Source organism: Rathayibacter sp. PhB1 (assembly GCF_004362935.1).
GTDB classification, from domain to species: Bacteria; Actinomycetota; Actinomycetes; order Actinomycetales; family Microbacteriaceae; genus Rathayibacter; species Rathayibacter festucae.
Genome location: NZ_SNYD01000001.1, coordinates 300,312 through 318,398, shown reverse-complemented (window position 1 = coordinate 318,398; position 18,087 = coordinate 300,312). Strand labels below are relative to the sequence as shown.

Here is an 18,087-nt window from a genome sequence, read left to right as displayed (position 1 = left end):
TGGCGAGCGGTCCTCCGCTGCGCGGCCGCCGGTCCGGCGGTCATCGGGTGCGCCCGAGGACGCTGGAGACGAGGGGGCGCATCTCGGTGCGGAACGCCTCCGTCACCGCGGGGGTGTGCAGCGCGTCCCAGGCCCGGTTCGCGAAGTCGCTCGCGAGCGCCTCCGCGTAGCCGCGCGAGCCGCACTCCTCGAGGATGCAGCGCACCCGCTCCGCCGTGTCCGGGTCGAGGTGCTCGTCGCCGATCAGCCCCTCGATCTCCGGCCAGCGGTCGGTGCCGGCCGCGTGCGCGATCAGCACCGTGCGCTTGCCCTCGCGGAGATCGCCGAGCGTGGTCTTGCCGGTCTGCCCCTCGGAGCCGAAGACGCCGAGCAGGTCGTCGACGATCTGGTAGGCGATGCCGATGCCGCGGCCGAACTCGCCGAGCGCCTCGACCGCCGCGTCGTCGGCGCCGGCCAGGATCGCGCCGGCCTGCAGCGGCGCCTCGAACGAGTAGACCGCGGTCTTCATCCGCTCCATCTCGAGCACCTCGTCGACGGAGGGCATGCCGGGCATCAGCGAGAAGTCGACGTCGGCCAGCTCGCCCGCGGCGGAGGCGAAGACGGCCTCGTCGAGCAGGGTGAGCAGGCGGGCGCGGACGCTGTCGGAAGCGCCGACGCCCTCGACCAGGCGGTGCGCGCCGGTGAGCGCGAGGTCGCCAGCGATGACGGCGACGGAGGTGCCGCGGTGCTCGGCGATCGGGATCGAGAGGCCGGCGGTCGTCGCCTCGTCGCGGTAGCTGCCGGAGACGTTGGGGCCGCCGCGGCGGACGAAGTCGCGGTCGATCACGTCGTCGTGCACGATCAGCGCGGTGTGCAGCAGCTCGAAGGCCGCGCCCAGGTGGGCGGACGCCTCCGGGTCGAGTCCGCCGTGCGCCTCGTAGGCCGAGATCACCATCAGCGGGCGGAAGCGCTTGCCGCCGCGGGTGTTCGCCTCGATGGTCTGCCAGAGGGTCAGGTAGCGGGGTCCGAGCCGGGTCGCGCGCGAGCGCGCCAGCGAGAAGAACCGGTCGAGGACAGCATCGACGTGCTCCTGCCGCCTTCGGGAGAGAACCACGGGGTCGCGCGTATCCACGGGGTCGAGGCTAACAAACTCGCTTCTCTAGCAATAAGCCGGCTGAGTTCCGTCGTCGTGCTTGACTTACGGTCATGACTTCGGAAGGAATCGCCGTGCGCACCGACGAGCTCGAGCAGCTGGATCTCCTCGAGGAGGTGGTCCTCCTGGACGAGTCCGGGACCGCCGTCGGCGTGGCCGACAAGGCGACCGTGCACGACACGCAGACCCGCCTGCATCTCGCGTTCTCCTGCCACGTCTTCGCCCCCGACGGCGCGCTGCTGGTCACCCGGCGCGCGCTCGGCAAGCGCACCTGGCCCGGCGTGTGGACCAACTCGTTCTGCGGGCACCCCGCTCCCGGCGAGCGGATCGAGGACGCGGTGGTGCGCCGTGCCGAGCGCGAGCTCGGTGCCCGGCTCGAGACGCTCGAGGTCGCGCTGCCGGACTTCCGCTACCGCGCGGTCGACGCCTCCGGGATCGTCGAGAACGAGATCTGCCCCGTCTACACCGCGACCGTGGCGAGCCGCGACGCCCTGAGCCCGCGCGCGGACGAGGTCATGGACGTCGAGTGGGTCGACCCCCAGGCGACGCTCGCCGCCGTCCGCGCGACCCCCTGGGCCTTCTCCCCCTGGCTCGTGCTGCAGCTCCCCCGCCTGCTCGGCTGACGCCCGCCCCCTCCCGCGAGATGCCACTTGTGCACGCCTTTCACGGCGTGTCGCGTGCACAAGTGGCATCTCGCGGAGGGGGTCAGTCGCCGTAGACGTCGGTGCGGTGGAAATTGAGGGACGAGCGCGAGGCGGTCGGGCCGCGCTGGCCCTGGTAGCGCGAGAGGTAGGCCGCCGAGCCGTAGGGCTGCTCGGCGGGCGAGCTCAGGCGGAAGAAGCACATCTGGCCGATCTTCATCCCCGGCCAGAGCATGATCGGCAGCGTCGCGACGTTGCTCAGCTCGAGCGTGACGTGCCCGGTGAAGCCCGGGTCGATGAAGCCCGCCGTCGAGTGCGTGAGCAGCCCCAGCCGCCCCAGCGAGCTCTTGCCCTCCAGCCGCGCGGCGATGTCGTCCGGGAGCGCGACCTCCTCGTAGGTCGAGCCGAGCACGAACTCACCGGGGTGCAGGATGAACGCCTCGCCCGCCGGGGTCTCGACCAGGCGCGTCAGCTCGGGCTGGTCCTCGGCCGGGTCGATGTAGGGGTAGCGGTGGTTGTCGAACAGCCGGAAGAAGCGGTCGAGCCGCACGTCGACCGACGAGGGCTGGATCATCGCCGGGTCGTGCGGCGAGAGCCCGACGCGGCCGGAGGAGAGTTCGAGCTTGATGTCGCGATCGGAGAGCAGCACGAGGCGAGCTTAGGGCGCCGGGCTTGCTACCATGGCGTGATGCGCCCGAGCGGCGCCGCGCGAGTGTAGTTCAATGGTAGAACTTCTGCTTCCCAAGCAGATGGCGCGGGTTCGATTCCCGTCACTCGCTCCGACTCCCCTCCCCCGCCGGCTCCGTCTCGGCGAACAGCGCGAGGATCTCCGCCGCGATGATCGCGTGGCCGCGACCGTTCGGGTGGTTCACCTGCGACATCACGCCGGCCAGGGGCTCGCCGCCCTCGTGCATCGTGCAGAAGATCCGGAACGGGTCCGCCAGCAGCACACCGTCCCGCTCGGCGAGTCGACGGATCTGCTCCGCGTGCCGCACGAGGTCGTCGGCGGGGTCGGCCGGGTCGGCGGTCAGGTCCGGCGAGGGCGTGACCAGCACGGGGACGGCGCCGGCCCCGAGCACGGTGTCGATCATCGATTCCCAGGCGGGACGGGCGCGTTCGAGCCCGATCGCCCGGTCGTTCAGCGCGTAGTCGATCAGGACGACGTCGGGGCGGTGGCCGAGCACCTCGCCCATCCGGCGCGCGCCCGACTCCGAGTGCTCCCCGCCGACGGCGGTGACGATCGCGTTGAGGACGGCGTGCGGGTGGCGCTCGGCGAGCCGGCCGGCGACCACGTGCGGGTAGGAGGCACGGCGGTCGATCAGGGGCGTCGCGAAGTAGCCCGCGGGGACGCTGTGCCCGTGGAAGACGAGGTTCACCGCCCTGTTGCCGGGCCATGTCAGCTCCAGCGCGGCGATCACCGCGGCGAGGCCGGCCACGCGCGACGGCCTAGCGGGTCGCGGGCGGCGCGGTGCTCGCCCGGACGATCAGCGAGGTCGGCACCAGCTCGAGGACGGGGTCGTCGCTGACGCCGTTCGCGAGCTGCTCGAGCAGCAGCTCGACGCACTTCGCCCCGACCGCCCGGTAGTCCTGCCGGACGGTCGTCAGCGGCGGGGAGAAGTCCTGCGCCTCCGGGATGTCGTTGAAGCCGACCACGCTGACGTCCTCGGGGATCCGCAGGCCGCGCTCCGCGAAGGCGCGGTAGACCCCCAGCGCGGCCTCGTCGCTGGAGACCAGCACGGCCGTGCAGTCGCCGGCCTCGGCCAGGGCGGCGCCCTGGAGATAGCCGCCGTCCGAGCGCCAGTTGCTGTAGCGGGTCGGCGGCACGGGCGCGCCCGCCGCGAGGAGCGCCTCCCGCCACGCCGTCTCCCGGCGCTCGGCGGCGAAGGAGCCGCGCGGGCCCGCGATGTGGTGCACCGTGCGGTGCCCGAGCCCAAGCAGGTGCTCGACCGCGGCCCGGACGCCGCCCGCCTGGTCGGCGTCGACCACGGGCCCCTGGGCGCCGGCGGCCGCGTTGACGAGCACCCGGGGGATCTCGGGGAGGACCAGCTGCGCCGTGTCCCGCAGGTACGTCTCCACGACCACGATGAGGCCGTCCACCGCCAGCTCGCCGAAGCGGGTGAAGGCGCCGTTGAGCCCGGTCTGACTCGGTGCCGAGACCGGCACCAGCGTGATCGCGTAGCCCGCCTCCGCCGCTGCAGTGGCGATCGAGTCCACGGTCCGCATCATCCCGAGGGTGTCCAGGCTGAAGACCGCGACGCCGAGGGTGCGGAACGAGCCGCTCTTCAGGGCGCGCGCGGCGCTGTTCGGCCGGTAGCCGAGGGTGCGCATCGCCTCCAGGACGGCCTGCCGCGTCGCGGGGACGACGTTCGTCTGCCCGTTCGCGACCCGCGAGGCCGTGACGGGCGCGACGCCCGCGAGGCGTGCCACGTCAGCCAGTGAGGGGCGGCGCGGAACGTCGGTCATCTCCCCATAGTGGCTCCTCTTCAGCCTCAGCTCGTCCAGGAGCTCGTCGAGGAAGTCCGGCGGGGGGATCGCCTCGAGCGCGTCATCTGCGGACATGCTGGCATGGTAAGGCAACCATTCCGGCCAGGCGTCTCGTAGGATCGGCGACGGCCTCCCCCTTCCGGGACGGCACCACGATCGAGCGAAGGACGACGATGTCTCTCCGACACCACTCCCGCCCGGCGGCGGCACTCGCCGTCGCCGCCCTCGCGGCCGCGCTCACGGGCTGCGCCGACCGCACGGAGGCCGAGGACGACTCCCTGCTCGTGTGGAGCTGGGACGAGCAGCTGCCCGAGGTCGCGGAGCTCTACGAGGAGGAGCACCCGGGGGTCGAGATCGACGTGGTCGACGTGGGCACGGGCGACGAGCAGTACACCGCCCTGCAGAACGTGATCGCCGCCGGATCGGGACGTCCCGACATCGCCTTCCTCGACTCGACCGCGCTCCCCCAGTTCGCCCTCTCCGGCGCCCTCGCCGACCTCGGGCCGCTCGGCGCCGACGAGCTCTCGGAGGAGTTCGCGCCGGGGCCGTGGGCGGCGTCCCAGGTGGACGGCACCGTCTACGGGCTGCCGTGGGCCTCCGGGCCGATGGTGCTGTTCTACAACCGCGCCGTCTTCGAGCGGCTCGGCGTGGCGGTGCCCGGCACCTGGGAGGAGTACGTCACCGCCGCCGAGCAGCTGCACGCGGCGGACCCGGAGGTCTACATCCTCAACGACGTCGGCAATCCCGGACTCGCCACCAGCCTCATCGAGCAGGCCGGCGGCCGGCCCTTCTCCGTGGACGGCACCGCCGTCGCGATCGATCTCGCCGATCCCGGCACCGCGCGGTACGCCGAGAACTGGCAGCGCCTTCTCGACGGGGAGCTGCTCGCCCCGGTCGCCGACTGGAGCGACGAGTGGCGGAGGATGCTCGCGGCGGGCCGGATCGCGACGCTCCCGGCCGGCAGCTGGATGGCCTCCGCCCTGACCCAGAGCGCCCCCGACGCCGCCGGTGACTGGCGCGTGGCGCAGCTGCCGCAGTGGGAGCCGGGCGGGAGCGTGGCCGCCGAGCACGGCGGCGGCGGCTTCTCGGTGCTCGAGAGCAGCGGGAGCAAGGAGCTCGCCGTCGACTTCCTGACCTTCGCCACCGCGGGCGACGGCGTGGACGTCATCCGGGACTCCGGACTCTGGCCCGCCCACCGGGCCGCGACCGAGTCGCCCGCGTTCCTCGACCGGCCGAGCGAGTACTTCGGCGGGCAGGCCGTCAACCGGGAGTACGCGACCGCGTCGGAGAACGCCCCCGACGACGTCCGCTTCCTCCCTTACCAGGTCTACGCGGCCGGGGTCTTCAACGACTCCGTCGGCACGGCCTACACCGGCGAGACGACCCTGCAGGCGGGGCTGCTCGACTGGCAGGCCGAGCTGGAGGAGTACGGCGCGGAGCAGGGTTTCACCGTCGAGCGGTGAGCCCGGACCGCGACACGCCGACGGGATCGGCGTCGACAGGCCGATCGGGCCGTCCCGCGGTGCAGGGTGGAGGGATGAGCGAGCTCGTCCAGATCCCGTCTCCGGGCATCGCCCTCGAGTACGGGCACCCCGGCCGCCCCGTCGTGGTGATCCTCCACGACGTGTTCGGCCGGCTGCCCTGGCTGGAGCCGTTCGCCGAGGCCGTCTCGAAGCACGGCTACCACGTGCTCGTCCCCGATCTCTACGACGGCTGGGCGACGCTCGCCGCCGAGGACGCGCGGGACCTCGCCGCGATGGCGGCGCAGGACCGCGCCCTCGCCTCGGTCGCCGACGCGGTGCGCACCGGGGCGGCGGCCGGCGCGGCCCGCTCCGCGATCATCGGCTTCGGCTTCGGCGGGCGGCTGGCACTGCTCGTCGCCGCCACCGGTCTCGTCGACGCCGTGGTCGCCTACTACGCGACCCTCGGCCAGGAGGAGCACGCGCTGGTCCCCTGCCCGACGCTGCTGCACTACGCGCAGAGCGACGACTGGCCGGAGGGCGACGATCCGGAGTCGTTCGTCGGCCGGCTGAAGGAGGCAGGCACGCCCGTCACCGCGCACACCTACCCGGACACCGGGCGGCACTTCGCGAACGCCACCCTGCGGGAGTCGGTCAGCCCGTCCGCCGCCGCGCTCGCCTACGCGCGGACCCTGTCGTTCCTCAACCCGCAGCTGATCGACTGCTGACGCGCCGCCCGGCGAGCCGGCCCCGGGCGCTCAGCCCTGGACGTCGTGCAGGTGGTGCTGGACGTCGTGCAGGTAGTACTTCGCGATCGTCTCGACCGTGAAGGACGCGCCGTCGCTCCGGCGACCCGGTCGCTGCCACTGCCGGCCGTCGACGCCCTCGAAGACGTCGCCGATGCGGTCCGCCTCCTCGACCAGCTCGCGGCCGACCGCCGCCGGGTCCTGCTGGTCGTAGCGCTCCTCGACCGCGGCCACGTCCTGGTCCCAGTTCGGGAACAGCGGGTCGTCGCCCTCGAGCATCAGCCCGAGGCGCAGCCGGTAGATGCGGTGCACGTCGCGCACGTGTGCGGCGTACTCCAGCGGCGACCAGGTCTCGTCGTCGGGGCGGCCCGCGGCGTCCTCGCGCTCGAGGACGTACGGCCAGGCGGCGGCGTTCTGGCGGATCAGCGCGGGGACGGCGTCCGGCTCGACGAGCGAGGCGTCGAAGCCGCACTCGAGGCAGGGGCGCTCGAGCACCCAGGTCCAGTCCTTGGTGTCGGGAGTGATCGGCATGAGTCCAGGGTAGGACCGCTCAGCAGGGGCGCGCGCCCTGGACGGCGCCGCGCTCGCCGTCGGCCGTCCACGGCAGCTGGGGCAGCCCGGTGGCGCCGGCCGCCGCGCCCTGCTCGACCGCGATCGCCGCGAGGGCGCGCGCGGCGGAGGCGGCGAAGCCGTCGCTCGCGGTCGAGCTGTTGAAGGAGACCGCGACCGTCAGCCCCGACTCCGGGTCGGAGTAGGCGGCGGTGAGGAAGCCCGGCGCGATGCCGGAGAAGCCTCGCAGCGGGCCGGCCTGGTGGCCGCCGAGACCGGCGAGCAGCCACTCCGCCCGCCCCTGACCCTGCGGGACGGGATCGGCCCACATCGCCTCCCCCGCGGGCTCGGTCGCCAGTCCCTGCGCGAGGCGGCGCAGATCGTCGAGATCGGTGACGGCGCCGCCGGCCGCTCCGAGCGAGGAGGGCGAGGCCTGGGACAGGTCGCGCGGGACGCCGCACTGGACGGCACCGGAGCGCGGATCGAGGGCGGCGGAGAAGCCGATCATCGCCGGGCCGGGCACCTCGAGCTCGGAGTCGCCGGGGAGGCGGGTGCTGCTCAGGCCGTAGCGGGGCACGACGTACTCGTCGTACAGCGACTGCATGCTGCGCCCCGTGGCCTGCGTCGCCACCACGCCGGCGAGCAGCGGTCCGGTCGAGGAGTCGGCCCAGGCGGCGCCCGGCTCGGCGATCGGCGCGCTGACCTGCGCGGCCGAGATCAGCTCGAGCGTGGGCCACTCGCGGGCGGGGTTCTGCAAGACGGTCGGCCAGAGGATGGAGCGGAAGTCGGCGAGGCCGGAGGTGTGCGAGCAGAGCTGGCGGAGGGTCATCCCCTCGATGCCGGGGAGCGATGTGAGGGACTCGCCCACGTCGGCGTCGAGATCGAGCGTGCCCTTCTCCGCGAGCGCGACGACGACGTCGCAGGTCATCGCCTCGGTCCCGCCGGTGCCGAGGCGCACGCGCGTCTCGGTGGTCACCGGGGTGGCCTCGGAGTCCCCGATCGAGCCGACCGCGGTCTCCCAGCCGCCGGCCCAGGGCGACCAGACCCCCGCGATCGCGCCGGTGGCCCCCGCGGCGTCCTGCGCCTCCACGAGGAAGCCGGAGAGCGCAGTCGCCAGCTCGTCGGGCACGGGCCCGGGCGGCGCGTCCGGGACGACCGAGTCGGCACCGCCGGTGCAGCCGGTGAGGGCGAGGACCAGGGCGGGCACGACGAGAGCCCCGACCCGGGTCGGCCTGCGGCCACCGATCATGCCGTTCGACTCCCCCCGAAGACGCGTGCTGGAACCCCTCCACTGTACGGGCGCGGTCTCGCGCAGCACGGGGCGGGGGCCGTGCGCGGGGGCTTTCGTGTCCCGACCGTGACCCGGAACCACGCGGATCCGGATCCGGCCACCCCTTTTCCAAACCGTCTGAGCGGCTGCTACGAAGAAGGGACAAGCGACGCGGAGGCGTTGCCCGGAAGGGGAAGAGGAATCATGCGCACATCACCGAACCGGCTGCTCGCCACGCTCTTCGGCGCGGTCTACGTGGTCGTCGGACTGCTCGGCTTCGTCGTCACCGGCGGCGTCCAGTTCCTCGCGACGGAGGGCGGACTGCTCCTCGGCGTCTTCGAGGTCAATCCGCTGCACAACATCGCGCACCTGCTCATCGGCGGCGCGCTGCTGATCGCCGGTCTCTCCACCACCTCGGCGGCGAAGACGGTCAACACGACGGTCGGCGCGGTCTATCTGCTGCTGGGCGTCGTCGGCTTCTTCCTGGTCAACACCGCCCTCAACGTGCTCGCGCTGAACACCGCCGACCACTTCCTGCACCTCGCCAGCGCGCTCGTCCTCCTAGGAGTCGGGCTCACCGCTGACAAGGGCGCCCGGGCGCGCACCGCCGTCGCCTGACCCGGAGCGGATCCGTCCGCTCCCCCTAGACTCCGTCCGCCGTGGGCCCGCCGTTTTCCGCGGCGGACGGACTGAACGGCCCCGGACGACACGATGCGGTGTGTCGATCCGGGGCCTCTTCCTCTTGCACCTCCACCACGATCGGAGACCGCGATGAGCACCGTCGCCCGCGGAAACGCCGCCTTCGCCGGGATCGGCGCCGGGCTCGTGCACCTCTCGCTCGCCGCCGGGCAGCTCGACGCGGGGACCCTCCCGCTCGCCGCCCTCGGCGTCGTCGAGCTGGTCTGGGGTGTCGTCGTCCTCGCCCGCGGCCGGATCGTCCTCCCGCGGACCGCGCTCGCCGTCACCGGGATCACCGTCGCCGGCTTCGTGCTCGCGGTCGCCGCCGGTCTGCTGCGCGACCCGCTGCCCGCTCTCGCGGCGGGCGCCCTGCAGCTCGTCGCCGCGGCCGTCGTCGCCGCGACCCTGCGCTCGCAGCGCACGGTGGAGCGGCCCGTCTCGGCCCCGCGCGCCGTTCTCGGTCTCTTCGCGGGTGCGCTCCTCGTCTCCGCCCTCGCGACGCCCGCGCTGTCCGCCTCCTCCAAGGGCTCGCACGACATGGGCGGGATGATGACGACGATCACCGACAGCGGGCACTCGCACTGAGACCCGCCCTGGCGACCGCGGTGCCTTCGAGCTAAGGTAAGGGCAACCTAAGACGCCGAAGGAGGCCGCCGTGCCGAACGTCTCGAACGTCATCCCGTTCTCGCAGGCCCTTCACGTGCGCCTCGGTCGATCCGGCGCCGACGACGAGGTCTCGGCCTTCATGACCGCGCTGATGACCGGGTCCGGCAGCCGCGACGACTACGTCGCGATGATCGCGCAGCACTACTTCGTCTACGAGGCGCTCGAGGCCGTGGCGGTGGCGATGGCGGGCGACCCGGTCGCCGCGCCGTTCATCTCGCCGAAGCTCACCCGGCTGCCGGCCATCGGCGAGGACCTGCGCTTCCTGGTCGGCGAGGACTGGCGCTCGCGGATCAGCCCGCTCCCCTCGACGGCGGCCTACGTCGAGCGGATCCGCACCGTCGCGAGCGGCTGGAGCGGCGGCTTCGTCGCCCACCACTACACCCGCTACCTCGGCGACCTCTCCGGCTGCTCGATCGTGCGGAGCCTCCTGCAGCGGCGCTTCGGCTTCGAGACCAACGGCGTGGGCTTCTACCTCTACGGCGAGATCGCGACGCCGTCCGCCTTCCGCGCGGTCTACCGCGAGCAGCTCGACGCCGCCGGCTGGGACGAGGACGAGCGCGAGCGCGTCATCGCCGAGGTGGCGGAGGCGTACCGGCTGACCACCGCGGTGTTCCGCGACCTCGCCGGCTCGCGCGCCGCGGCCTGACGGGCCGCTCCGCCGCTGGGGCGCTCAGGCGCTCAGGAGGACGCGGACTCCGGCTCGGCGACGGCCGCGGGCTCGGCCCGGCGCTCGGACATGAAGCGCAGCACGTCCTTGTCGACGATGATGTCGCTCGGCCGGAGCGGCCGGGTGAGGTAGAGCCCCTCGAGGCTCGTGATGCGGCTGAGCGCGACGTAGGTCTGACCGGGGGCGAACGCTCGCGAGCCGAGGTCGACCACGGCGGAGTCGTAGGTCTTGCCCTGCGACTTGTGGATCGTGACGGCCCAGGCCAGGCGCAGCGGGAACTGCGCGAACTCGGCGACGATCTCGCGGGTCAGCTTCTTGGTCGCGGCGGAGTAGGAGTAGCGGTAGCGCTCCCAGGTCGCGGGCTCGACCTCGTGCACTTCGCCGTCCACCTCGACCCAGACCGTGCCGGCGACCTTGGTCACGCGGCCGATCGTGCCGTTCACCCAGCGCTGCTCGGCGTCGTTGCGCAGGAACATCACGTGCGCCCCGATCTTCAGCTCGAGGTTCTGATCGGCCGGGTACGCGCGGCCGCCGAAGTCGCCGCTGATCTCGGCCGAGGCGGTCTTGACCGGGCCCTTGAGCCGCGCGAGGGCGGTCTGGTTGATCCGGTTGACGGTGTCGTTGCGGGTCGCGAGGGTGATCGCGTCGTTCTCGGGCGGCGTGCGCGCACCGGCGGCGTTGAGGACGTCCGCGATCTCCTTGGTCACCATGCCGAAGCGCACCGCGTTGAGCATCCACTTGAAGCGCTCGTCGCTCTGACGGTGGATCCTCCCGAGCTCGATGATCCGCAGCGGCGCCTCCTGCCAGACCAGGGCGTCGAAGAACCAGAGCGAGCGGTAGCGGTCGGCGAAGTAGGCGCGCTCCTCCGGATCGCCCGGAACGGGCGCGAGCTGGAACGGGTCGCCGAAGAGGACGACCTGGACGCCGCCGAACGGCTCGGACCGGCGCTGCCGCGCCTGGCGGAGGCTGCGGTCGATTCCGTCGAGGAGATCGGCGTTGACCATCGAGATCTCGTCGATGACGAGGGTGTCGATGGTGTTCAGGAGCTTGCGCAGCTCGGGCGGCTGATCGAGGTCCGAGTCGGCGATGACGCCGATCGGGAGCCGGAAGAGCGAGTGGATCGTCTGCCCGCCGACGTTGAGGGCGGCGACCCCGGTCGGCGCGCAGATGACGATCTGCTTGTCGGTGTTCCAGCTCAGGTGGTTGAGCAGGGTCGACTTGCCGGTGCCGGCGCGACCCGTCACGAACAGGTGCTCGCGGGTGTTCTCGATGAGGTCGAACACCCGCTGCTGCTCGTCGGAGAGGGTCGGCTGGGTCACCGCTCCACTGTACCCAGCCGACCCCCGCACCCCGGCGCCGCGGTCAGACGTCGCGGACGCGGGTCGCCGTCAGCGCCGGGACCCAGACGGCGAGGAGCCACCCCGCGCTGGCGAGCAGCGCGGACGTCGTGCTGATCTGCTCCACGCCGGAGCCCTCGCTCGGGACGCTGGACAGCGCCAGCCCGAGGTTCGAGAGCAGGTAGGGGCTGACGTCGATGATCCACTGGGCCTGCAGCAGACCGCCCGCGATGCTCGCGAGCAGCGGCAGCACGAAGAGCACGCCGACCGAGAGGCCGATGGCCGCCGCCGTGCTGCGCAGCAGCGCCGCCACGGCGACCGAGAACGCCCCGATGACCGCCAGGGAGAGGCCGCCGCCGAGCAGGCTGCCGAGCACGCCGTCGTCGAGCAGCGACGTGGGCGTTCCCTTCGCCGCGAGCATCCCGGCGATGACGGCGAACGAGCCGACGCAGGTGAGCACGCCCACCACGAAGGACGCGACGGCCACGACGATTCCGCGGGCGAGGAGGGACGGGACCCGGCGCGGCACGGCGGTGTAGGTCGAGCGGATCATCCCGGTGGAATACTCGCCGCCGAGCGACAGCGCCCCGAGGACGGCGATCACCAGGCCGACGAACTGCAGGTGCAGGGTCGCGCCGCCCGCGACGAACGCGGAGACGGAGCCCTCCTTCGGCGGCGTGACGACGGCGCCGAGGGCCAGGGCCAGAGCGAGCGCGAGGAGCACCGAGACGACGATCGACCACCATGTCGAGCGGACGGTGACGAGCTTGAGCAGCTCGGAGAGGACGACCCCGTCGAGGCGGAGCCTCACCCCGCTCGGAGCGTCGCGGGCGGGTCTCGGGGCGGTCGCGGTCATCGGGTGGCTCCTTCGAGGGGCTGGGATCCGTGGGGACGGGCGGCGGTGTACTCGACGGCGTCGGCCGTCATCGCGACGTAGGCCTCCTCGAGCGAGCGGGTCAGGGCGGTGAGCGCGTGCAGCACCGCTCCGGCCTCGTGGGCGAGCGCGCCGATCACCGGCGCCTCGAGCCCCTCGATCTCGAGCCCGCCGCCCGTGACGGCGACCGCGGCGCCGCGGGCGGCGAGGAGCTCGGCGAGCCGCACCGAGTCCGGGCTCTCGACGCGCACGCGCGGCCGCGCCTCGGCGAGGAAGTCGTCCAGCGGGGCGTCGGCGAGGATCCGGCCCCGGCCGAGGACGATGATGTGGTCGGCGGTCTGCGCCATCTCGCTCATCAGGTGCGAGGAGAGCAGCACGCAGCAGCCCTCCGCCGCCTTCGCGCGGACGAAGTCGCGGACCCAGCGGACGCCCTCCGGGTCGAGGCCGTTCACCGGCTCGTCGAGCAGGAGGGTCCGCGGGTCGCCGAGCAGCGCGGTCGCGATGCCCACCCGCTGGCCCATGCCGAGCGAGAAGCCGCCGACGCGCTTGCGCGCGACGCTGCCGAGGCCGACGACCTCGATGACCTCCTCCACCCGGGAGCGCGGGATGCGGTGAGTCGCGGCGATCACGCGCAGGTGGTCGCGGAGGGTCCGGCCGCGGTGCGTCGCCTTCGCGTCGAGCAGGGCGCCGACCTCGGCGAGCGGCGCGGCGTGCTCGCGATAGGGCCGGCCGTTGACCAGCACCGAGCCGGCGGAGGGCCGGTCGAGACCGACGATCATCCGCATCGTCGTCGACTTGCCGGCGCCGTTGGGTCCGAGGAACCCGGTCACCCTCCCCGGCGCCACGGTGAAGTCAATCCCGTCGACCGCGGTCTTCGCTCCGTACCTCTTGGTCAGGCCTCGTGCCTCGATCATGCGCTCCCCTTCTCGCAGCGCTGCGCCTCGAGCCCGCGGGACGCGGGCGAGGTCGGACAGCAGCGGCCAGCCTAGGAAGCGCCCGCGGAGCCCGCTCGGGGCTGTCGCGGGACGTCCGTCGACCGGGGACGACTCGACCGGGGACGACTCGACCCGGGACGGCCCGGATCGGGGACGGCCCGGCTCAGCCGCGCTTCTGCAGGGCGGCCAGGCGGTCGTTGTACGCCGTGAGCTCGGCCTCGCCGGTGCGGTCGGCCTGGCGGTCGAGCCGCTTGGAGTCGCGCGCGTCCGAGCGGCTCCACATCACCGCGACGATGATCGCGAGGGCGAGCGTGGGGATCTCGCCGATGCTCCAGGCGATGCCGCCGGCCGCCTGCTGGTCGTCGAGGGCGTTCGTGCCCCAGCCCATCGCGCCGTACCAGTCGGCGAGCAGGAGGCCCTCCCCCGTCATCAGCGCCAGGCCGAAGAAGGCGTGGAACGCCATCGTGCCCAGCAGCAGCAGCAGGCGCATCGGGTAGGGCACGCGGTGCACGCTCGGGTCGACGCCGATCAGGACGCTCACGAAGAGGTAGCCGGTGATCAGGAAGTGGACGATCATCCACTCGTGGCCAATGTGGTCGGTCGTCGCCCAGCGGAAGAGCGGCGAGTAGTAGAAGCCCCAGAGCGAGCCGACGAACAGCAGCGCCGCGACGATCGGGTGCGAGATCGCGGTGGCGAAGCGCGAGTGCACGGCGAGCAGGACCCACTCCCGTCCGCCGCGGGAGCCGTCGGTGCGCCGGGCCGCGGCGCGCGCGATCAGCGTCACCGGCGCGGCCGGGACCAGCAGCACCGGGACGGCCATGGTGAGGACCATGTGCGCGAGCATGTGCGCGCTGAACAGGTACTTCTCGTAGGCGTTGACGCCGCCGTTGGTGATGTACGCCAGCAGCAGCATGCCCGCGATCCAGAGCACGGTGCGGTGCACGGGCCAGCGGTCGCCGCGGCGGTGCAGGCGCACGACGCCGGCGACGTAGAACGCGATGCCGAAGCCGCAGACCAGCAGCCAGACCAGATCGACGTTCCAGAGGGTGAGGAAGTTCAGGGCGGACGGCGCGGGCGGCAGCGCCTCGCCGGTGAGCAGCTCCGCGGGGGTCGGGTTCGTCAGCTCGGTGGCGGTGACCTGGTCGACCGGTGTCGCCGTGCGGGCGAGGGCCGCCGCGACTCCGGAGGCGATGCCCATGAAGGCGATCTCCGCGGCGACGAGCCACCAGAAGCTGCGGCCGCCCGCTCCGCCGGCCCTGCGCATGCGCGCGATCAGGAAGCGGCGCTGGACGAGGCCGAAGACGCCGAGCGCGGTCAGCGCCGCGACCTTGACGAGCACCAGCACGCCGTAGCCGGTGAGCAGGTTGCCGAGCGTCGCCAGCCGCAGCTCGGCGCTGATGTAGCCCGAGGCGGCGACCACGACGAAGCTGACGAGGGCCAGGCTGGAGTAGCGGCCGAGCACGGGCAGCAGGCGCGCGCCGCCGAGCAGCGGCCGCAGCGCGACGATCGTGAGCAGCCCGCCCAGCCAGATCGCGGCGAAGACCAGGTGCAGACCGAGGGCGGTGACCGCGGCGTCGTGGCCGCTCGCTCCGGCCGCGTGGCCCTGCTGCGCCATCGGCAGCAGCGTCAGGAGCGCGACGGCGGTGACGAAGACGAGGGCGGTCTGGTTGCGCACGGCGAAGCAGAGCACGGTGACGACGGCCGCGAGGAGGGTCGTGATCAGCCAGGCCTGGCCGACCGGGATGCTGCCGATGAAGTAGCTGAGCTTGGTGCCGAAGTCGCGGTCGAGGCTCAACGGAGTCTGGGTGACGTTGAGGAAGGTGAAGAAGCCGGTCAGCGCGGAGGCGGCGGCGAAGAACGCGGCGCTCGCGGCGGCGACGTCGAGCGCGATCGTGTACTCGGTGCGCGGCTCCGCCTCGGCGGGGGCGCCGGTGCGCTTCGCGATCGCGCGGGGGCTCAGCGCGAAGAGCGTCAGGACGAGCGAGCCGATCATGCCGGCGGCGCCGAGGTTGACCGCGAGCTTGGCGACCGGGAGGCCGAAGCGGACGACGGGCCCCGGGTCGTTCAGGAGCGGTGCGGCCGAACCGCCGCCGAACGCGAGCGCCGCCAGGAGCGCGACGAGAGCGGCGACCACGAGCAGGAGCGCCGGGCCCGCGATCCGGACGGTTCGATTCACCCGGCAAGCCTACGTTCTCGCGGCTGGGGGGCGGCAGGACGACGAAGACCCCGGCGGAGGGCCGGGGTCTTCGTGCGGAACTGCTGCGCCGTGACGACGCGGGCCGTGACTACTTGGCGGCGGCCTTGAGCTTGGTGCCGGCCGAGACCTTGACCGAGTGGCCGGCGGCGATCTGGATGGTCTCGCCGGTCTGCGGGTTGCGGCCGGTGCGCGCGGCGCGGGACGTGCGCTCGACGGCGATCCAGCCGGGGATGGTGACCTTCACGTCGTTGGAGACGGAGTCGGCGAGGGTCGAGAAGAGCGAGTCGAGGACGCCGTTGACGGCGGCCTGGCTCTGGCCGGAGTCGGCGGCGATCTTCGCGACGAGCTCGGTGCGGTTGAGCGACTTGTCAGCCATTGGAGTGTCCTCCCAGGACGTTCGCGCTGTTGAGAACAGCTGGTGGTTGTGTGTCGTCCAACGGCCGGGGACGGACCCCGTCGACCGGTCGGACCGTCCGTAACCTACCAGCCCGATCCCGGATCGGCGGCGATTCGCGCGACGGAATCCCCGGAAACACGCCGATCGGCAGCCCGCGGAGCCGTCGGGAGCGGCTGGGAGGCGATGTCAGGGGCCGTCGCTACACTCGCCGACGGCGCGCACCCGAGCCCGCCGGGAGAGGCGGCCGCAGTGGCGGAGACGACGACGGACGGCTGGATCTCGACGGCGATCTGGTGGCAGATCCACCCGCTGGCGTTCCTCGGCGCCGAGGCGACCTCGGCCGACGGGCCGCAGCCCGGGGACGAGCCGCAGCACCGCCTGCGCCGGATCCTGCCCTGGCTCGACGACCTGCTCGCGCTGGGCTGCAATTGCCTGCTGCTCGGGCCGGTGTTCGCCTCGATGACGCACGGCTACGACACCGTCGACCACTTCCGGGTCGATCCGCGCCTGGGCGACGAGCGCGACCTCGACGAGCTGATCGCGGCCTGCCGCGAGCGCGGGATCCGCCTGGTCTTCGACGGCGTCTTCAACCACGTCGGCCGCGAGCACCCGTGGTGGCGCGAGGCCGTCGCGGCGGGCGAGGGCTCCCCCGCTGCTGCACGCTTCCGGCGGACGGGCGCGGCGCGCGAGGTCGACGGCCTGCCGGTCGACGTCTTCGAGGGGCACGAGGCGCTCGTCGAGCTCGACACCGCGAACCCCGAGGTCGCCGCGCACGTCTCCGCCGTGATGAGCCACTGGCTCGAGCGCGGGATCGACGGCTGGCGGCTCGACGCCGCCTACGCGGTGAACCCCTCCTCCTGGCGCGCCGCGATCGACCCGGTGCGCGAGCGCTTCCCCGAGGCGTGGTTCGTCGGCGAGGTCATCCACGGCGACTACGCCGGCTACGTGCGGGAGTCGGGGCTCGACTCCGTCACGCAGTACGAGCTCTGGAAGTCGGTGCGCAGCTCGATCGAGGAGGGCAACCTCTTCGAGCTCGACTGGACGCTGCAGCGCCACGCCGAGTTCCTGGAGACGTTCGTGCCGCTGACCTTCGTCGGCAACCACGACGTGACCCGGCTCGCCAGCGCGATCAGCGACCCGCGCCACCACGGGCACGCCGTCGCGATCCTCGGCTTCGTCGGCGGCGTGCCGAGCATCTACTCGGGCGACGAGCGCGGGCTCGAGGGCGTCAAGGAGGAGCGCGCGGGCGGCGACGACGCGATCCGGCCGGAGTTCCCGGCGGACCCGGCCGAGTGGCCGCGGAACGACGCCTACCGCGTGCACCAGGAGGTCATCGCCTTCCGCCGCCGGCACCCGTGGCTGGTCGCCGCGCGGACCAGGAGCGTCGACCTGTCGAACACCGCCGTGCTGCTGGTGGCCGAGGGGCCGGCCGGCGAGAGCGCCCGGCTCGCGCTCAACCTCGGCGACGAGGCGGCGGGCGTCGGCGGCGTGCGGGTCGAGGCGCACTCCTGGCTGCTGCTCGACTGACGCCGCGCTCGGACACGCCGTGATCTACGCTCGGGGCAGCGGCGGGAGCGCACGGCCCCCATCCGGGACGACGCTGCCGCGAGGAGACGGACGAGGAGCGACGATGCCCCAGGGGTCGGAGTCACAGCAGGAGCAGGCGCGGCGGATCGAGCACGAGCCGGAGGCCGGCGTCGAGCGGACGGGACTGGAGGCGGCGCTGGCCGCTCCGGTCGACGAGCTCACCGACCCCGGGCCGGGCGAGCGCAGCGGGCTCTCGAGCCGGATCGCCGAGGATCTGCTCGACGGCGTCTCGGAGATGATCGGCGGTGACGCGGACCTCGCACCGGGACGCGCCGTCGAGATCGACGACCCGGCGCGCGCGGTCGGCGACGACCCGGCGCACCCGATCCACGGGACGCTGCGCCAGGAGTTCGAGTCGCGCTGATCGGCGGGTCTCGATACGCCCCTGCGGGGCTGCTCGACCAGCAGGCGACTCATGCTGATCGAGTAGCCCGCGGAGCGGGCGTATCGAGATCCACCGGCGTCGA

At 73.1% G+C, this 18,087-nt stretch carries 19 protein-coding genes and 1 tRNA gene; 9 read left to right on the top strand and 11 right to left on the bottom strand.

Annotated elements, in window-relative coordinates:
• Positions 1 to 40 precede the first annotated feature (40 nt).
• Positions 41 to 1,093: a polyprenyl synthetase family protein gene (locus tag EDF17_RS01520; RefSeq protein ID WP_123444855.1), complete on the bottom strand. Its 1,053-nt coding sequence runs from the start codon at positions 1,091 to 1,093 to the stop codon at positions 41 to 43.
• Positions 1,094 to 1,185: 92 nt separating this feature from the next.
• Between EDF17_RS01520 and idi the strand changes: the two genes are divergently transcribed.
• Positions 1,186 to 1,755, top strand: a complete 570-nt coding sequence (gene idi / locus EDF17_RS01515) for an isopentenyl-diphosphate Delta-isomerase (protein WP_123444854.1) — start codon at positions 1,186 to 1,188, stop codon at positions 1,753 to 1,755.
• 82 nt (positions 1,756 to 1,837) lie between these two features.
• Here idi and dcd read toward each other — a convergent pair whose 3' ends face one another.
• Positions 1,838 to 2,422 carry a dCTP deaminase gene (dcd, locus tag EDF17_RS01510; protein WP_123444853.1) on the bottom strand — a complete coding sequence of 195 codons (585 nt, stop codon included), beginning with the start codon at positions 2,420 to 2,422 and terminating at the stop codon, positions 1,838 to 1,840.
• A gap of 59 nt (positions 2,423 to 2,481) precedes the next feature.
• Between dcd and EDF17_RS01505 the strand changes: the two genes are divergently transcribed.
• Positions 2,482 to 2,552: transfer RNA gene (locus EDF17_RS01505), tRNA-Gly, on the top strand.
• On the opposite strand, the gene EDF17_RS01500 is transcribed toward EDF17_RS01505, so the two are convergent.
• Together EDF17_RS01500 and EDF17_RS01495 are read right to left on the bottom strand one after the other, a co-directional pair.
• The gene (locus EDF17_RS01500) at positions 2,544 to 3,209 is read right to left on the bottom strand and encodes an SGNH/GDSL hydrolase family protein (RefSeq protein WP_123444852.1); all 666 of its coding nucleotides are present in this window, start codon (positions 3,207 to 3,209) and stop codon (positions 2,544 to 2,546) included. The genes EDF17_RS01505 and EDF17_RS01500 overlap by 9 nt on opposite strands.
• A gap of 10 nt (positions 3,210 to 3,219) precedes the next feature.
• Positions 3,220 to 4,332, bottom strand: coding sequence for a LacI family DNA-binding transcriptional regulator (locus EDF17_RS01495; protein WP_243732758.1), 1,113 nt, complete (start codon positions 4,330 to 4,332; stop codon positions 3,220 to 3,222).
• A gap of 98 nt (positions 4,333 to 4,430) precedes the next feature.
• Between EDF17_RS01495 and EDF17_RS01490 the strand changes: the two genes are divergently transcribed.
• Together EDF17_RS01490 and EDF17_RS01485 are read left to right on the top strand one after the other, a co-directional pair.
• Positions 4,431 to 5,720 (top strand): sugar ABC transporter substrate-binding protein, encoded by a 1,290-nt coding sequence (locus tag EDF17_RS01490; protein WP_123444851.1) that lies wholly within the window; start codon positions 4,431 to 4,433, stop codon positions 5,718 to 5,720.
• A 74-nt stretch (positions 5,721 to 5,794) separates the two neighbouring features.
• A complete protein-coding gene (locus tag EDF17_RS01485) occupies positions 5,795 to 6,445 on the top strand; it encodes a dienelactone hydrolase family protein (RefSeq protein ID WP_123444850.1) in 651 nt (216 codons plus the stop codon).
• Between the two features lie 30 nt (positions 6,446 to 6,475).
• On the opposite strand, the gene EDF17_RS01480 is transcribed toward EDF17_RS01485, so the two are convergent.
• Positions 6,476 to 6,994: a DinB family protein gene (locus tag EDF17_RS01480; RefSeq protein ID WP_123444849.1), complete on the bottom strand. Its 519-nt coding sequence runs from the start codon at positions 6,992 to 6,994 to the stop codon at positions 6,476 to 6,478.
• Between the two features lie 19 nt (positions 6,995 to 7,013).
• Positions 7,014 to 8,219: a serine hydrolase domain-containing protein gene (locus EDF17_RS01475; protein ID WP_166649572.1), complete on the bottom strand. Its 1,206-nt coding sequence runs from the start codon at positions 8,217 to 8,219 to the stop codon at positions 7,014 to 7,016.
• A 267-nt stretch (positions 8,220 to 8,486) separates the two neighbouring features.
• Here EDF17_RS01475 and EDF17_RS01470 point away from each other — a divergent pair, with 267 nt between their 5' ends.
• The 3 genes from EDF17_RS01470 to EDF17_RS01460 all read left to right on the top strand — a co-directional run bounded on the left by EDF17_RS01470 (position 8,487) and on the right by EDF17_RS01460 (position 10,272).
• Positions 8,487 to 8,900, top strand: coding sequence for a DUF4383 domain-containing protein (locus EDF17_RS01470; RefSeq protein WP_123444847.1), 414 nt, complete (start codon positions 8,487 to 8,489; stop codon positions 8,898 to 8,900).
• Between the two features lie 153 nt (positions 8,901 to 9,053).
• A complete protein-coding gene (locus EDF17_RS01465; RefSeq protein WP_123444846.1) occupies positions 9,054 to 9,545 on the top strand; it encodes a hypothetical protein in 492 nt (163 codons plus the stop codon).
• 70 nt (positions 9,546 to 9,615) lie between these two features.
• Positions 9,616 to 10,272: a biliverdin-producing heme oxygenase gene (locus EDF17_RS01460; protein WP_243732757.1), complete on the top strand. Its 657-nt coding sequence runs from the start codon at positions 9,616 to 9,618 to the stop codon at positions 10,270 to 10,272.
• Between the two features lie 32 nt (positions 10,273 to 10,304).
• On the opposite strand, the gene EDF17_RS01455 is transcribed toward EDF17_RS01460, so the two are convergent.
• The 5 genes from EDF17_RS01455 to EDF17_RS01435 form a co-directional block, all read right to left on the bottom strand.
• The gene (locus EDF17_RS01455) at positions 10,305 to 11,612 is read right to left on the bottom strand and encodes a DEAD/DEAH box helicase (RefSeq protein ID WP_123444845.1); all 1,308 of its coding nucleotides are present in this window, start codon (positions 11,610 to 11,612) and stop codon (positions 10,305 to 10,307) included.
• Positions 11,613 to 11,655: 43 nt separating this feature from the next.
• Complete coding sequence (locus EDF17_RS01450) at positions 11,656 to 12,486, bottom strand: ABC transporter permease (protein WP_123444844.1); 831 nt, start codon at positions 12,484 to 12,486, stop codon at positions 11,656 to 11,658.
• Positions 12,483 to 13,418, bottom strand: coding sequence for an ATP-binding cassette domain-containing protein (locus EDF17_RS01445; protein WP_123444843.1), 936 nt, complete (start codon positions 13,416 to 13,418; stop codon positions 12,483 to 12,485). Before EDF17_RS01445 ends, EDF17_RS01450 begins: the two co-directional genes overlap by 4 nt.
• 184 nt (positions 13,419 to 13,602) lie before the next feature.
• Positions 13,603 to 15,615, bottom strand: a complete 2,013-nt coding sequence (locus EDF17_RS01440; RefSeq protein WP_208110559.1) for a cytochrome c oxidase assembly protein — start codon at positions 15,613 to 15,615, stop codon at positions 13,603 to 13,605.
• Positions 15,616 to 15,724: 109 nt separating this feature from the next.
• Positions 15,725 to 16,012: an HU family DNA-binding protein gene (locus tag EDF17_RS01435; RefSeq protein ID WP_055786347.1), complete on the bottom strand. Its 288-nt coding sequence runs from the start codon at positions 16,010 to 16,012 to the stop codon at positions 15,725 to 15,727.
• 270 nt (positions 16,013 to 16,282) lie between these two features.
• Between EDF17_RS01435 and EDF17_RS01430 the strand changes: the two genes are divergently transcribed.
• Positions 16,283 to 17,560 carry an alpha-amylase family glycosyl hydrolase gene (locus EDF17_RS01430; RefSeq protein ID WP_243732756.1) on the top strand — a complete coding sequence of 426 codons (1,278 nt, stop codon included), beginning with the start codon at positions 16,283 to 16,285 and terminating at the stop codon, positions 17,558 to 17,560.
• A 103-nt stretch (positions 17,561 to 17,663) separates the two neighbouring features.
• Entirely contained in the window at positions 17,664 to 17,984 is a 321-nt protein-coding gene (locus EDF17_RS01425; RefSeq protein ID WP_123444841.1) for a hypothetical protein, read from the top strand.
• Positions 17,985 to 18,087: the final 103 nt, after the last annotated feature.

Excerpts from the sequence above, each read along its gene's own strand:
- idi (WP_123444854.1), top strand. The coding sequence starts at position 1,186 with ATGACTTCGGAAGGAATCGCCGTGCGCACCGACGAGCTCGAGCAGCTG.
- EDF17_RS01495 (WP_243732758.1), bottom strand. The coding sequence starts at position 4,332 with ATGTCCGCAGATGACGCGCTCGAGGCGATCCCCCCGCCGGACTTCCTC.
- EDF17_RS01490 (WP_123444851.1), top strand. The coding sequence starts at position 4,431 with ATGTCTCTCCGACACCACTCCCGCCCGGCGGCGGCACTCGCCGTCGCC.
- EDF17_RS01485 (WP_123444850.1), top strand. The coding sequence starts at position 5,795 with ATGAGCGAGCTCGTCCAGATCCCGTCTCCGGGCATCGCCCTCGAGTAC.
- EDF17_RS01480 (WP_123444849.1), bottom strand. The coding sequence starts at position 6,994 with ATGCCGATCACTCCCGACACCAAGGACTGGACCTGGGTGCTCGAGCGC.
- EDF17_RS01470 (WP_123444847.1), top strand. The coding sequence starts at position 8,487 with ATGCGCACATCACCGAACCGGCTGCTCGCCACGCTCTTCGGCGCGGTC.
- EDF17_RS01465 (WP_123444846.1), top strand. The coding sequence starts at position 9,054 with ATGAGCACCGTCGCCCGCGGAAACGCCGCCTTCGCCGGGATCGGCGCC.
- EDF17_RS01450 (WP_123444844.1), bottom strand. The coding sequence starts at position 12,486 with ATGACCGCGACCGCCCCGAGACCCGCCCGCGACGCTCCGAGCGGGGTG.
- EDF17_RS01445 (WP_123444843.1), bottom strand. The coding sequence starts at position 13,418 with ATGATCGAGGCACGAGGCCTGACCAAGAGGTACGGAGCGAAGACCGCG.
- EDF17_RS01435 (WP_055786347.1), bottom strand. The coding sequence starts at position 16,012 with ATGGCTGACAAGTCGCTCAACCGCACCGAGCTCGTCGCGAAGATCGCC.
- EDF17_RS01425 (WP_123444841.1), top strand. The coding sequence starts at position 17,664 with ATGCCCCAGGGGTCGGAGTCACAGCAGGAGCAGGCGCGGCGGATCGAG.